This is a genomic window from Hydrogenophaga sp. (genome assembly GCF_965657535.1).
Taxonomy (GTDB): domain Bacteria; phylum Pseudomonadota; class Gammaproteobacteria; order Burkholderiales; family Burkholderiaceae_C; genus Hydrogenophaga.
The window spans coordinates 26,155-39,016 of sequence record NZ_CBFHOP010000010.1 but is presented as its reverse complement, the minus strand read 5'-3'; the positions used below and the strand labels follow the sequence as shown (position 1 = coordinate 39,016).

13 protein-coding genes are annotated in these 12,862 nt (G+C 62.2%); 8 read left to right on the top strand and 5 right to left on the bottom strand.

The genetic code is table 11. The annotated features are described in order from the left end of the window. Nucleotides 1-49: 49 nt before the first annotated feature. Nucleotides 50-406, bottom strand: coding sequence for an ATP-dependent Clp protease adapter ClpS (gene clpS / locus ACTG4K_RS16430; protein WP_439115295.1), 357 nt, complete (start codon nt 404-406; stop codon nt 50-52). Between the two features lie 864 nt (nt 407-1,270). Between clpS and ACTG4K_RS16425 the strand changes: the two genes are divergently transcribed. Further along, nucleotides 1,271-1,726, top strand: a complete 456-nt coding sequence (locus tag ACTG4K_RS16425; RefSeq protein ID WP_439115294.1) for a DUF192 domain-containing protein — start codon at nt 1,271-1,273, stop codon at nt 1,724-1,726. A gap of 115 nt (nt 1,727-1,841) precedes the next feature. On the opposite strand, the gene ACTG4K_RS16420 is transcribed toward ACTG4K_RS16425, so the two are convergent. The 3 genes from ACTG4K_RS16420 to xseA all read right to left on the bottom strand — a co-directional run bounded on the left by ACTG4K_RS16420 (nt 1,842) and on the right by xseA (nt 6,291). Then, the gene (locus ACTG4K_RS16420) at nt 1,842-4,079 is read right to left on the bottom strand and encodes an NADP-dependent isocitrate dehydrogenase (RefSeq protein ID WP_439115293.1); all 2,238 of its coding nucleotides are present in this window, start codon (nt 4,077-4,079) and stop codon (nt 1,842-1,844) included. 275 nt (nt 4,080-4,354) lie between these two features. Continuing rightward, on the bottom strand, nt 4,355-4,936 hold the full coding sequence (locus ACTG4K_RS16415; RefSeq protein ID WP_439115292.1) for a superoxide dismutase: 582 nt from the start codon (nt 4,934-4,936) through the stop codon (nt 4,355-4,357). Between the two features lie 128 nt (nt 4,937-5,064). Then, entirely contained in the window at nt 5,065-6,291 is a 1,227-nt protein-coding gene (gene xseA, locus ACTG4K_RS16410; RefSeq protein ID WP_439115291.1) for an exodeoxyribonuclease VII large subunit, read from the bottom strand. 441 nt (nt 6,292-6,732) lie between these two features. Between xseA and ACTG4K_RS16405 the strand changes: the two genes are divergently transcribed. From ACTG4K_RS16405 to adk, 6 genes are all read left to right on the top strand, one after another. Beyond that, nucleotides 6,733-7,374 carry a MotA/TolQ/ExbB proton channel family protein gene (locus ACTG4K_RS16405; RefSeq protein ID WP_439115376.1) on the top strand — a complete coding sequence of 214 codons (642 nt, stop codon included), beginning with the start codon at nt 6,733-6,735 and terminating at the stop codon, nt 7,372-7,374. 49 nt (nt 7,375-7,423) lie between these two features. Beyond that, nucleotides 7,424-7,861 carry an ExbD/TolR family protein gene (locus ACTG4K_RS16400; RefSeq protein WP_439115290.1) on the top strand — a complete coding sequence of 146 codons (438 nt, stop codon included), beginning with the start codon at nt 7,424-7,426 and terminating at the stop codon, nt 7,859-7,861. Nucleotides 7,862-7,879: 18 nt separating this feature from the next. Further along, nucleotides 7,880-8,965 carry a tetraacyldisaccharide 4'-kinase gene (gene lpxK / locus ACTG4K_RS16395; RefSeq protein ID WP_439115289.1) on the top strand — a complete coding sequence of 362 codons (1,086 nt, stop codon included), beginning with the start codon at nt 7,880-7,882 and terminating at the stop codon, nt 8,963-8,965. A 35-nt stretch (nt 8,966-9,000) separates the two neighbouring features. After that, nucleotides 9,001-9,207: a Trm112 family protein gene (locus ACTG4K_RS16390; protein ID WP_439115288.1), complete on the top strand. Its 207-nt coding sequence runs from the start codon at nt 9,001-9,003 to the stop codon at nt 9,205-9,207. A gap of 5 nt (nt 9,208-9,212) precedes the next feature. Next, nucleotides 9,213-9,995: a 3-deoxy-manno-octulosonate cytidylyltransferase gene (gene kdsB, locus ACTG4K_RS16385; RefSeq protein WP_439115375.1), complete on the top strand. Its 783-nt coding sequence runs from the start codon at nt 9,213-9,215 to the stop codon at nt 9,993-9,995. 166 nt (nt 9,996-10,161) lie between these two features. Then, the gene (gene adk, locus ACTG4K_RS16380) at nt 10,162-10,818 is read left to right on the top strand and encodes an adenylate kinase (RefSeq protein ID WP_439115287.1); all 657 of its coding nucleotides are present in this window, start codon (nt 10,162-10,164) and stop codon (nt 10,816-10,818) included. A gap of 124 nt (nt 10,819-10,942) precedes the next feature. On the opposite strand, the gene ACTG4K_RS16375 is transcribed toward adk, so the two are convergent. After that, nucleotides 10,943-11,935: an asparaginase gene (locus ACTG4K_RS16375; protein ID WP_439115286.1), complete on the bottom strand. Its 993-nt coding sequence runs from the start codon at nt 11,933-11,935 to the stop codon at nt 10,943-10,945. Between the two features lie 145 nt (nt 11,936-12,080). Here ACTG4K_RS16375 and lexA point away from each other — a divergent pair, with 145 nt between their 5' ends. Further along, nucleotides 12,081-12,767, top strand: coding sequence for a transcriptional repressor LexA (lexA, locus tag ACTG4K_RS16370; protein WP_439115285.1), 687 nt, complete (start codon nt 12,081-12,083; stop codon nt 12,765-12,767). Nucleotides 12,768-12,862 lie beyond the last annotated feature (95 nt).

The following is a 12,862-nucleotide window of genomic DNA, read 5'->3' as shown; positions in this document are numbered from 1 at the left end:
GGAAACGGGATATCAGAGGAGATCGCCATCAAGTGGGGGGGTTCCGCCTTTATTCAACGGGTTCGCTCACACACTGCAACGGATGCCCCGCGCCGCGCGCGGCCTGGAGCACCTGGTCGACCTTGGTACTGGCCACATCGCGGGAATAAACCCCGCAAATGCCTTTGCCTTCCAGGTGGATTCTCAACATGATCTGGGTCGCGGTTTCGCGGTCTTTGCTGAAGAACTCCTGAATGACATGGACAACAAACTCCATGGGGGTGAAGTCGTCGTTGAGCAGCACCACCTGAAACATTTGTGGTGGTTTGGTGCGCTGTGTACGGCGCTCAAGCACCACCGAGTCGTCGCTGCCCACGCTGGGCGGTGAGACCGGGTTTTCGGGTTTTTTGGGGTTCTGGGTGGCCATGAAAACGATTCTAGCGGTGTGCGACCACCCCCGATGGTCAACGGGCATAGGGAAACCCTTGCACGGCCCTGGGCACCACCCCCAACGGGCCTTGCCAATTGCAGCCAAGTACCGTCGTTCATGCCCCATTGTGAAGCCCTCACCCACCAAGAAAACCGCAGAGGAAGCGGACTTACTGCGGCTTTTTGCGCTTGCCGAGCTGCACAACGCTCCCTGGTGCCCGCAGCGCAGCGAGCGCTTTTGGCTTTGCGTGTCTTCGATCATGACCGAGCCCAACCCGGAGCAACAGACCTGGGTGGGGCTTTTCACCAGAAATGCAGTCACCTGTCAGGCTCAGCGCGCCACCACCTGGTGTTCGGCTGGCCGCGGCAAAATTTGCGGCAGAAAATTGTCGGCATGGAGTGCCTGACGATGCGGCACCATTCTTTATTCTGATTTTGGAAGTTGCACCACAGCCCGCCGCCGATCAACCCGGCGCCGACCTTGTTTTGTGCCAACGCGTTGGCCCCGTCGCGAACGCCACCTTGAGCATCACCGGAATGATGCCCAGGCCTGCGCCATCGCCTTTGATATTGGGAACGACAGGCTGGCCGAGCATGCTCAGGGACACGCCGGCTTTCACAGTGATTTTCGCCTTGGGTCGAAATTTGGATGCGAGAATAAATGGGTCGGGTCTCGGTGAAGACAAGGCGTTGAGCTGGGGCCCACGATGCCGGGCCGGGCCTCGGCACCGCCGGTACTCTCGCACATTCTTGTACCCAAGTTGCGCCTACAGGGCTTACTCTGTGGAGGGGCGGGCCCATCTGCGCAGGGCCCCAGCGAATGACGCACAATGCACACGCTTACGACCACCGCATTTGCACCATGAACCGACGCCTAGCCTCTCTGTTTGGCCTGCTGGCTCTCAGCGCCATCCCCGCCTGGTCCCAAGGCCAACCCCAAACCCAACTGCCTCGGGTCTCGCTGTCGGCCGGCATGCACCTGATCAGCGCCCAAGTAGCGGCCACCCCCGATCAGCGCTCCATTGGGCTGATGCACCGCCAGGAAATGCCCACCAACGAAGGCATGCTGTTTGCCTTTGAGCAAGCGGGCGTGCAGTGCTTCTGGATGAAGAACACGCTGCTTCCGCTGACCGCAGCCTTTGTGGCCGACGACGGCACCATCATCAACCTAGCGGACATGAAACCACAAACTCTCGACTCGCACTGCTCGGCCCAGCCGGTGCGCTATGTGCTAGAGATGAACCAAGGCTGGTTCGTCAAGCGCGGCATCCAGGCCGGCGCCAGGCTGGGTGGCTCGCCCTTCAGCCGACCCAAGTGATCTGAAGCGGTTGGGCGCACACAGCCACCGAAAGCACCTGCGCCCAGCCAACAAAAAAAGCGACCGGTACAGCCGAAGCGGACCTGATCGCCTTTATAGCCTGCGGGTTTGCGCTTTAACCTGGCAGCGTTTCCAGCGCAGCGTTCAGCGTGGGGCTTGGGCGCATCACAGCCTCCAGCTTCTCAACGTCGGGCTTGTAGTAACCACCAATGTCCACCGGCTTGCCCTGCACGGCAGCGAGTTCGGCCACGATGGTTTGCTCGTTGTCAGTCAACTGCTTGGCCAACGGGGCAAACTTGGTGGCCAAGGCCGCGTCTTCGGTCTGCTCTGCCAGTGCCTGGGCCCAGTACATGGCCAGGTAAAACTGGCTCCCCCGGTTGTCCAGCTGCCCAGTTTTGGGCGACGGGTTCTTGTTGGTATCTAGCAGCTTGCCGGTGGCGGCGTCCAGCGTCTTGGCCAGTACCTTGGCCGAGTTGTTGCCTGTTTTGAGACCCAGGTCTTCCAGCGACACGGCCAGCGCAAGGAATTCACCCAGCGAGTCCCAGCGCAGGTGGTTTTCTTCCACCAGTTGCTGCACGTGCTTGGGCGCCGAGCCACCCGCACCCGTTTCGTACATGCCGCCACCCGCCATCAAAGGAACAATGGACAGCATCTTGGCCGAAGTGCCCAGTTCCATGATGGGGAACAAGTCGGTGAGGTAATCGCGCAGGATGTTGCCCGTGGCGCTGATGGTGTCCAGCCCACGCACGACGCGCTCCAGCGTGTAACGCATGGCGCGCACCTGGCTCATGATCTGGATGTCCAGACCCGCAGTGTTGTGCTCGTGCAGGTACATCTTGACCTTGGTGATCAGCTGCGCCTCGTGCGGACGGTACTGGTCGAGCCAGAACACCACCGGCATGCCCGAGTTGCGGGCGCGGTTCACAGCCAGTTTCACCCAGTCGCGGATGGCGGCGTCTTTCACCTGGCACATGCGCCAGATGTCGCCCTTCTCCACGTTCTGGCTCAGCAACACTTCACCCGTGGCCAGGTCGGTGATGTTGGCCACGCCGTCTTCGCTGATCTCAAACGTCTTGTCGTGCGAGCCGTACTCTTCGGCCTGCTGAGCCATCAGGCCCACATTGGGCACGGTACCCATGGTCTTGGGGTCGAACGCGCCGTGCCATTTACAGAAGTTGATCATCTCCTGGTAGATGCGGGCAAAGGTCGATTCAGGCATCACAGCCTTCACGTCCTTCAAGCGGCCGTTGGCGTCCCACATCTTGCCGCCATTGCGGATCATGGCGGGCATGGACGCATCCACGATCACGTCGTTGGGCGAATGGAAGTTGGTGATGCCCTTGGCCGAGTCCACCATGGCCAGCTCGGGGCGGTGCTCATGGCAGGCGTGCAGGTCGCGCTTGATCTCGTCCTGCTTGCTCTGCGGCAGCGTGGCGATCTTGGCGTACAGGTCGGCCATGCCGTTGTTAACGTTGACACCCAGTTCCTTGAACAGGTCGCCGTGTTTGGCGAACGCGTCTTTGTAGAAAATCTTGACGCAATGGCCGAACACGATGGGGTGCGACACCTTCATCATGGTGGCCTTGACGTGCAGCGAGAACATCACGCCGGTCTTGCGGGCATCTTCGATCTCTTTTTCGTAAAACTCTTCGAGCGCTTTCTTACTCATGAACATGCTGTCAACGACCTCGCGGTCCAGCAAACTCACCTTGGGTTTGAGCACGATGGTCTGACCGCTCTGGGTCACCAGCTCCATCTTCACGTCGCGCGCTTTGTCCAGCGTGATCGACTTTTCACCATGGTAGAAGTCGCCGTGGTGCATGTGCGAAACGTGCGAACGCGAAGCCTGGCTCCACTCGGCCATGCTGTGCGGGTTCTTGCGCGCAAATTCCTTCACAGCCCGCGGCGCACGGCGGTCGGAGTTGCCTTCGCGCAGCACCGGGTTTACCGCGCTACCGATGCATTTGGCGTAACGGGCGCGAATGGCCTTCTCTTCCTCGGTTTTGGGCGCCTCGGGGTAGTCTGGCAGCGCATAGCCCTTGCCTTGCAGCTCCTTGATGGCCGCCACCAACTGGCCCACCGAAGCGCTGATGTTGGGCAGTTTGATGATGTTGGCTTCGGGCTTGAGCGTGAGCTTGCCAAGTTCGGCCAGGGTATCGGGCACGCGCTGTTCTTCGGTCAGGTAGTCGGGGAACGAAGCCAGCACGCGCGCGGCCACCGAGATGTCGCTGGACTCGACGTTGATCCCAGCGGGCGCGGTAAACGTGCGGATGATCGGCAAAAAGGCACTGGTCGCCAACAGCGGCGCTTCGTCGGTCAGCGTGTAGATGATGGTGGGTTGCTGGGTGCTCATGTTGTTTCTCCAGATATCGTTGTAGGCATCCCGCTGGTCTGCATGAGGGACCAGCCGAATCGAAGGATCGTCCAAGATTTTGCTTTCAGTGCTCTGACCCAGAGCCCGCTTTTTGAACCGTTATCTCACAATGCGGGAATTGAAAGCAAATAATCCAATTTTTATGTGATTCTGGTTGCAAGCTTAGACCTTGGGCCGCCGGCCCGACAACATCCACCCGAAAAAAAGGCCCGACGGCATTGCCGTCGGGCCTTTTCAAGCAAGCAAAACCAGGGTCAGGCGAAATTGGCTTCTGCAAACGACCAGTTCACAAGTTTGTCGAGGAAAGTTTCAACAAACTTGGGACGCATGTTGCGGTAGTCGATGTAGTAAGCATGCTCCCACACGTCCACGGTCAGCAAGGCCTTGTCACCCGTGGTCAGCGGGGTGCCAGCAGCGCCCATGTTGACGATATCCACCGAACCGTCGGCCTTTTTCACCAGCCAGGTCCAGCCCGAACCGAAGTTGCCCACGGCGCTCTTGACGAAGGCTTCCTTGAACGCTGCGTAGCTGCCAAATTTGGCATTGATGGCGTCGGCCAGCGCACCGGACGGCTCGCCGCCGCCGTTGGGCTTCATGCAGTTCCAGAAAAAGGTGTGGTTCCAGATCTGGGCCGAGTTGTTGTAGATGCCACCGCTGGACTTCTTGATGATGGACTCCAGGTCCATCGCTTCAAACTCGGTGCCCTTTTGCAGGTTGTTGAGGTTGACCACGTAGGCGTTGTGGTGCTTGCCGTGGTGAAACTCCAGCGTTTCCTGGGAGTAATGCGGCACCAGGGCGTCAATCGCGTAGGGCAATGCGGGCAGGGTATGTTCCATGGGGTTCCTCGTGCGGTGGGTGTTGTGAAAGTCAGACCATCGTGCCATGAGCGCGGTGGCCTTGCCGACCGCGCATTGTAGGCAAGGCCGCCACAATTTCGACGATCAGGGTTTCTGCGCCAGCGGCATCAGCTGTCAACGGTGAGCCCCAGTTCACCGTCGGCCAGGGTGGCGCGCAGCGCCTGCCCGGGCCGGGCCTGGCTGGCACGGGTGATGGCCAGGCCCTGGGTATCGGTCAGGAAGGCGTAGCCCCGCTCCAGCACAAGGCGCGGGTCCAGCAGACCCAGCGATGTTTCACAACGCTGCAACCGGCGGCTGTGCTGATCGACGGCGCGTTGCAACGCCACGGGAAGAACGCCTTCCAGCGCTTGTAGCCGGCCGTGTTGGCGCTGGCTGGCCAGCAGCAGCGCGCTGTGCAAACGGTGCTGCAGCGCGCTCAGCCGCTGGTGGCTGCCATGCACGCGGGCCGAAGGACGGCCCATACGCTGGGCTAGGCGGTCCAGTTGCTGGGCCCGCTGGTCCACCGCGCCATAGGCAGCTTCATTCATGCGCTCCAGCAGGTAAGCCAGCTCCCCCAGACGCAGATCGCGCGCAGGCGCGCACAGTTCGGCCGCCGCCGTAGGCGTGGGCGCACGCAGATCGGCCACAAAATCGGCCAGGGTGAAGTCCGTTTCATGCCCCACCCCACACACCACCGGCATGGGCGCCTGCGCCACGGTGCGCACGACCGACTCGTCATTGAAAGACCACAGGTCTTCCATCGAACCGCCACCGCGCACCAGCAACAGCACCTCGCTCTCGCCGGTTTCGGCGTGCCGGCGGTAGGCCGTTTTCAACGCGGCACAAAGCTCTGTCGGCGCCTGCAGCCCCTGCACGGCCGACGGGTAAACCACCACCGGGAGATGGGGCACACGGCGGCGCAGGGCGGTGACCACATCGCGCAGAGCCGCAGCTCCCAGCGAGGTCACCACACCAATGCTGTGGGGCTGCGCCGGCAAAGCCCGCTTGCGGGCTGCGTTAAACAGACCTTCGCCTTCCAACTGCGCCTTGAGGCGCAGAAACTGCTCGAACAGCGCACCCTGCCCGGCCGGCTGCAGGGTGTCCACAAGGAGTTGCAGGTCGCCCCGCGGGCCGTACACGTCGAGCTTGCCGCGGGCTTCCACACGCTGCCCGTCGCGCGGGCTGAAGTTAAGCTGTTCGGCCGCCCGGCGAAACATGGCGCAGCGCACCTGACCCGTTTCATCTTTAAGCGAAAAGTAGCAATGACCGCTGGCTGCGCGCGAAAAGCCCGCAATCTCGCCGCGTACCGCCACCGGGTTGAAACGGGCGGCCAAGGTGTCAGCAATGGCGCGCATCAGCGGACCAACTGCCCAGACCCGGCTTGCTGGAGCTGCCTCGGGTTCGAAAAACGACTCAGCCACGGGCCACACCAAGGCAAATCTGTCCACAACCCGCGCCCATGCTGGCGGTGCACTCACCAACACACGCAACACAACGGTCATTGGCCCAAGCCCTTGATTTCAATGTGTTTTGTGGTGCCTGTTTTCTCATCGTTCTGTCTAAACTGAAGTGCTGCGCGGGTTTGCACAGCGGTAGGGGCAAGTTCTTCACAAAGTTATCCACAGAATCTGTGCACGGATAGCCCCGCATGCACACCTGAATGGCGTGGCAACAAGGCGCAAGAGGCTCAACGGGAGTACCCAGGGCTTGGCGGCGGTACGGTAGGCGCTGAGCCATAATCCCAAAGATTGCACATGAGCCGCCAACGCTTGGCGGCATTTGCCTGGAGCCCCGATTTGTTTTCCATCATACAAGCCGCCGGCTGGCCCATCTGGCCGCTGATCATCTGTTCCGTGCTCGGAATGGCCCTGGTCATTGAACGGTTCATCACCCTGAAAACCGCCAAGATCGTGCCTCCCAAATTGCTCGACGAAGCCATCATGGTGTCGCGCAACGGCATACCTGGGCCCGACGTGGTCACCCAGCTGGAACAGAACTCGGTGCTGGGTGAAGTGCTGGCCAGTGGTTTTCGAGTGCTCAACAGCAACCCACGCGCCAGCGAGGACGACCTGCGCTCCAGCCTGGAAGGCGCAGGCCGCAAAGCCGCCGCCAAGCTGCAGCGCTATCTGGGCGCTATTGCCACCATTGCATCTGCCGCGCCCTTGCTGGGGCTGCTGGGCACGGTCATCGGCATGATTGAAATTTTTGGATCGCAAGCTGGCGACGGCGGCATGGGGACCACGCCAGGCGGCGGCAACCCGGAGCAACTGGCGCACGGCATCTCCATTGCGCTGTACAACACGGCTTTTGGTTTGATTGTGGCGATTCCGGCATTGATCTTCTGGCGCTATTTCAGAGCGCGGGTAGACGACTACCTGCTCTCCATGGAGCTGGCGGCCGAACGCTTTGCGCGCCACCTGGTGAGCCTGCGCAAATGAGCACGCAAGCTTTGGCGGTCGCGTTGAACCTCTTTTCGGGAGCGGTGTGGTGAACTTCAGACCCGGCAACCGCGACGAGCCCGAGATCAACCTGATCCCCTTCATCGACATCTTGCTGGTGGTGCTGATTTTTTTGATGCTCACCACCACCTACAGCAAGTTCACCGAACTGCAGGTCAATCTGCCCGTGGCCGACGCGCAGGCGCCGCGTGAAAACCCCAAAGAAGTGATCGTGGCCATCAGCAGCGATGGCCGGTATTCGATCAACAAAGAGCTGCTGGAGGGCGCGGGCGTCGACACCCTGACCCGTGCGTTGTCCGCGGCCAGCCAGGACAACCGGGAGGTGGTGGTCATCATCAGCGCCGACGCAGCAGCCACCCACCAGTCGGTCATCAACGTCATGGACGCTGCCCGTCGCGCCGGTCTGGTGCAGATCACATTTGCCACCCAGCAGTCCGGCGGCAAGACGCCAAGCACGCAACCCTGAACACGGCACCACCTCGGCATGGCCACTCCGACTGAAGGGTCCGCAGGCCGCCAAGCCCGCTGGCAAACCAACGCCCAGCGACGCAGCCTGAATGCCTGGTTGCTGCGCCCCGTTTCCTGGGTCTATGGCGCGCTCATGGCCTTGCGCAACCGCTTTTACGCTTGGGGGCTTCTCGCCTCTCACCGCCTGCCGGTGCCGGTCATTGTGGTCGGCAACGTGGTGGTGGGCGGCGCTGGCAAGACCCCCACGGTGATCGCGCTGGCGCAGCACCTGCTCGCTCAGGGCTGGCACCCCGGCGTGGTGTCGCGCGGCTACGGCCGCCAAAGCGATGAGGTGCTCGAAGTGACCGCCGCCACGCCCACAAGCGAGAGCGGTGACGAACCGGCCCTGATCCATCGGGCCACGGGTGTGCCGGTTTTTGTGGCGCGCCAGCGTGCCGCCGCCGCGAGTGCGCTGCTGGCGGCTCATCCGCACGTCAACCTGCTGCTGTGCGACGACGGCCTGCAGCATCTGGCCTTGCAACGCGACATCGCCATCGCCGTATTTGACGAGCGCGGCATCGGCAACGGCTGGCTGCTGCCCGCTGGCCTGCTGCGCGAGCCGTGGCCACCGAGCAGCGGCGCCGCCTTTCAGCCCAATTTGGTGCTGCGCCAGCACCGCGAAGGGGCCACACCGCCCAACATTGCGCCGGCACCGGGCATACCCGTCTTCACGGCAATCCGCCGCTTGGCACACCACGCGGTGGAGCTTGGCGGCCAACGCATCGCGCTGGAGCAGCTTCAAGGCCAGGCAATCACCGCTGTGGCGGGCATTGCGCGGCCAGCGGTGTTTTTTGACATGCTGCGCGCGCGTGGACTCACCCTTGCGCACGAGGTGGCCTTGCCCGACCATGCGGCGCCTGCTGCCTACGCCGCCTTGTGCAAAAGTTCGACCACTGCGGTGGTGTGTACCGAAAAGGACGCGGTCAAGTGCTTTGGACAGGCCTGTGGTGAAGGCGGCGTGGCACACCCTGGCTTGTGGGCCGTGCCGCTGGAGCTGGTGCCAGAACCGGCTTTTTTCGCCGACATCGACGCACGCCTGGCCGCCCTGAAAACCGCCCCATGAGGCGCCACCGAGCCTGGCCCGACTATCATTCCCACATGGACACCAAACTGCTCGAACTGCTGGTCTGCCCGGTCACCAAAGGACCGCTGATCTATAACCGCGACAAACAGGAACTGCTCTCGCGCAGCGCCCGTCTGGCCTACCCTGTGCGCGATGGCATCCCCATCTTGCTGGAACACGTGGCCCGCCCGATCACCGAGGAAGAAGCGGCACGCCCATCGGCACCGGCACCTCGCCCGTGAGTGCGTTGGGTCGAGGAGCCGGCTTCACGGTCTTGATCCCGGCGAGGCTGTCGTCGAGCCGCTTGCCGAACAAGCCCTTGGCCGACCTGGCCGGCTTGCCCATGGTGGTGCGCGTGGCCCAGCGCGCAGGCCTGAGCCAGGCGAGCCGCTGCGTGGTGGCGGCCGACGACCTTCGTATCGTGCAAGCTTGCGAAGCCCACGGCATCCCGGCACTGCTGACCCGCACCGACCATGTGTCGGGCAGCGACCGCCTGGCCGAAGCCTGCGCCCTGCTGGGCCTGGCAGACGACGCCGTGGTGGTCAATGTGCAGGGCGATGAGCCCTTGATTGAACCCGATCTGATCAATGCCGTGGCCGCTGAGCTACAGCACCGGCCGGACTGCGTCATGAGCACGGCGGCACACGCCATCGACGGCATGGCCGATTTTTTGAACCCGAATGTGGTGAAAGTGGTGCTGGACAAAGCCCAAACGGCGCTGTATTTCAGCCGTGCGCCCATACCCTGGCGGCGCGACGGCATGGCGCCGCTGGCTGGCGCCCCAGGTGCGGGCTTGCCATCACCAGCCCCCTTGCGGCACATCGGTATTTACGGCTACCGAGCGGGCTTCCTGCGACGGTTTCCAGCCCTGGAGCCCGCACCGTTGGAAACCATCGAGTCGCTGGAACAGCTGCGCGTAATGTGGCATGGCCAGCGCATTGCGGTGCATGTCAGCGCGGTCGCACCCGGTCCCGGCGTGGACACGCCAGAAGACTTGGAACGGGTACGCGCGCTGCTTCTGCGCGGCTGATCGAGCGCACTGCAGCGCCTTCAAAGCGCGCTTTTTTTCCCGAATTGCGTGTAAGCCAGCGTCGGGGAAGCCCGTGCTATCCTCGCCCGGTCGCCCCCGGCCCCCGGTCCAGGGGGCTGCCGCAATAGACAAGCGGCTCCCCATTGAAACTCTTAAAAGGAATGCGATGAGACTGATTTTGTTGGGCGCTCCGGGTGCAGGCAAGGGTACACAAGCCACCTTCATCTGCCAAAAATACGGCATCCCCCAAATTTCCACTGGCGACATGCTGCGTGCAGCAGTCAAGGCCGGCACCCCACTGGGCCTTGAGGCCAAGAGCGTGATGGAATCCGGTGGACTGGTCAGCGACGACCTCATCATCAATCTGGTCAAGGAGCGCATTGCCCAGGCCGACTGCGCCAACGGCTTTCTATTCGACGGCTTTCCTCGCACCATTCCCCAAGCCGACGCCATGAAGGCCGCCGGCGTGAAATTGGACTATGTGCTAGAAATCGACGTGCCTTTTGAGGCCATCATCGAACGCATGAGCGGACGCCGTTCGCACCCAGCCTCGGGTCGCACCTACCACGTCAAGTTCAATCCGCCCAAAGTGGAGGGCCAGGACGACGTGACGGGTGAGCCCCTGATTCAGCGCGAAGACGACAAGGAAGAAACAGTCAAAAAGCGGCTGGAGGTTTACAGCGCGCAGACCCGCCCACTGGTGGACTACTACAGCCAATGGGCGCAAAACGATGCTGACGCCGCGCCGAAATACCGCGCCATCAGCGGCATGGGTTCGGTGGACGACATCACCGCCCGAGCATTCGAAGCGCTGGCCAAGTAAACCCAATTGCCCTCCCTGAAAAACCCGGTCTTGCACCGGGTTTTTTTGCGCCTAGCACCCACGAACAGCACCTGAGTGCACCACGCCCGGCTTTACCGATTCACACGAACCAGTGCGTGCAACATCATCCAGCCAGGAGCTCCAAGGCCAGCGCAATACGCGCTTTGACCGGTGACAGATCCGACACCTCGCCCAACCGCTGCCCCGGATGCGCCAACACGCGTCCTCGCGCACAGCGGCTACATCGAACCACGCGCACCCCTTGCGCCTGGGCCTCCAGCAGCGCCGACTCCAGAAGCGCGTGCACGGTGCCGTTGCCCGTGCCAGCGACCACAATTCCACGCAATGGGTGAGCAGTGTCGCGGCCAACCTGGGCCAACAACGCCTGCACCATCAGCCCGTCCGCGTCAGCGTGACTCGTCAACAAGGCCGCGCGAGGCAAAGCCGAACAGGCCTGTACTCGGGCATAAACGGCAGCAACCAGGGCACCGGCCGCACGCGCTTCAGGCCAAGGCCGGAACTGCCGCAGCTGGCCCTCCTCTACACACCCCAGCGGGCCTGCATCGCCGGAATCGAAAGCATCCACGCGGTAGGTGTGCACCTTGGTCACGTCGTCAGCGCTGTGGACCTGGCCGGCACACACCACCACAACCCCCCGAGCATCCTCGTGGCGCGCCACCGCCACCGCGTCGCTCACGTTCTGCGGTCCATCGGGCACCAGAGCAGTGGCCGGGCGCATGGCACACGTCAACACCACCGGCTTGGCAGGACGCAAGACCGATTGCAAAAAAAACGCGGTCTCCTCGATGGTGTCGGTCCCGTGGGTGATGACAATACCCGCCACCTCGGGTCGCTCCAAATGAAACGCCACACGAGCGGCAAGCGCCTTCCACGCCGCGAAATCCATGTCCTTGCTGTCCAGCTGCGCCACCTGTTCCACATCCAGCGCCAGGTCATTCAGCAACGGCACGGCCCTCACCAGATCGGCCACCGACACTTGCCCCGCCACGTAGCCCACGTTGTCCCCTGCCTGGGTCGCGCGCCCAGCAATGGTTCCACCCATGCCCAAAATCACCAGGCGTTTCTCGGCCTGCACCTGCATTTCATGAATTGCCACTTGCCAAGCCTCCAAAACTGATTAAAAATACAGGTACTGGATAAGAAAACAGCCAGGCCAAAACCCTGATGTGGCTGCTGTGCCCAATCCCTCCCCTGCCAGATGCCGACTGCCCTCCTCGTGAGCGCTCTTCAAAAGGTCACCCATGCTTGAGTCCCAGCCCTATTCGCCCAAACTCACGGCCCGCCAACAGCAGATTCTGGAACTCATCCAGACCGCTATTGCACGCACTGGCGCGCCGCCAACCCGCGCAGAAATTGCCACAGAGCTGGGTTTCAAATCGGCCAACGCGGCGGAAGAGCACCTGCAGGCCCTAGCCCGCAAGGGGGTGATCGAACTCGTCAGCGGCACATCGCGTGGCATCCGCCTGCGCAGCGAAGACCTTCAGTCCATCAACGACTCGCGGGGACGCCAGCTTACACTGCCACTCCCCAGCCTCGCGCAGCTTGTGCTACCCCTCATTGGTCGCGTAGCGGCCGGCTCTCCCATCCTCGCCCAGGAACACGTTGACATAACCTACCACGTCGAGCGCAGCCTGTTTCAATCCACACCCGACTACCTACTGAAGGTGCGCGGCATGTCCATGCGCGATATCGGCATCATCGATGGTGATTTGCTCGCTGTACAAGCCACCAAAGAAGCCAAAAACGGCCAGATTGTGGTGGCTCGCCTGGGTGAAGACGTCACGGTCAAGCGTTTCATGCGGCGGCAACACCTGATCGAACTGCACGCCGAAAATCCGGACTACAAAACCATCGTGATTGAACCAGGCGAACCGTTTGAAATTGAAGGACTGGCCGTCGGCCTGATCCGAAACAGCTTCCAGGTCTGACCCTTCGGGGTTCACGTCGCCTCAGCAGGTGGCGGGCGTTTGGTCCGGAAGGCGGTTTGTACCGCCCGAACGGCACAACCCTGCGTTGGCGATTT

What these genes read in the sequence shown, in the direction of transcription:
- lpxK (WP_439115289.1), top strand. Translation starts at nt 7,880, where the DNA reads ATGGCCACTCCGACTGAAGGGTCCGCAGGCCGCCAAGCCCGCTGGCAA.
- ACTG4K_RS16420 (WP_439115293.1), bottom strand. Translation starts at nt 4,079, where the DNA reads ATGAGCACCCAGCAACCCACCATCATCTACACGCTGACCGACGAAGCG.
- clpS (WP_439115295.1), bottom strand. Translation starts at nt 406, where the DNA reads ATGGCCACCCAGAACCCCAAAAAACCCGAAAACCCGGTCTCACCGCCC.
- xseA (WP_439115291.1), bottom strand. Translation starts at nt 6,291, where the DNA reads ATGCGCGCCATTGCTGACACCTTGGCCGCCCGTTTCAACCCGGTGGCG.
- ACTG4K_RS16390 (WP_439115288.1), top strand. Translation starts at nt 9,001, where the DNA reads ATGGACACCAAACTGCTCGAACTGCTGGTCTGCCCGGTCACCAAAGGA.
- ACTG4K_RS16415 (WP_439115292.1), bottom strand. Translation starts at nt 4,936, where the DNA reads ATGGAACATACCCTGCCCGCATTGCCCTACGCGATTGACGCCCTGGTG.
- ACTG4K_RS16425 (WP_439115294.1), top strand. Translation starts at nt 1,271, where the DNA reads ATGAACCGACGCCTAGCCTCTCTGTTTGGCCTGCTGGCTCTCAGCGCC.
- lexA (WP_439115285.1), top strand. Translation starts at nt 12,081, where the DNA reads ATGCTTGAGTCCCAGCCCTATTCGCCCAAACTCACGGCCCGCCAACAG.
- adk (WP_439115287.1), top strand. Translation starts at nt 10,162, where the DNA reads ATGAGACTGATTTTGTTGGGCGCTCCGGGTGCAGGCAAGGGTACACAA.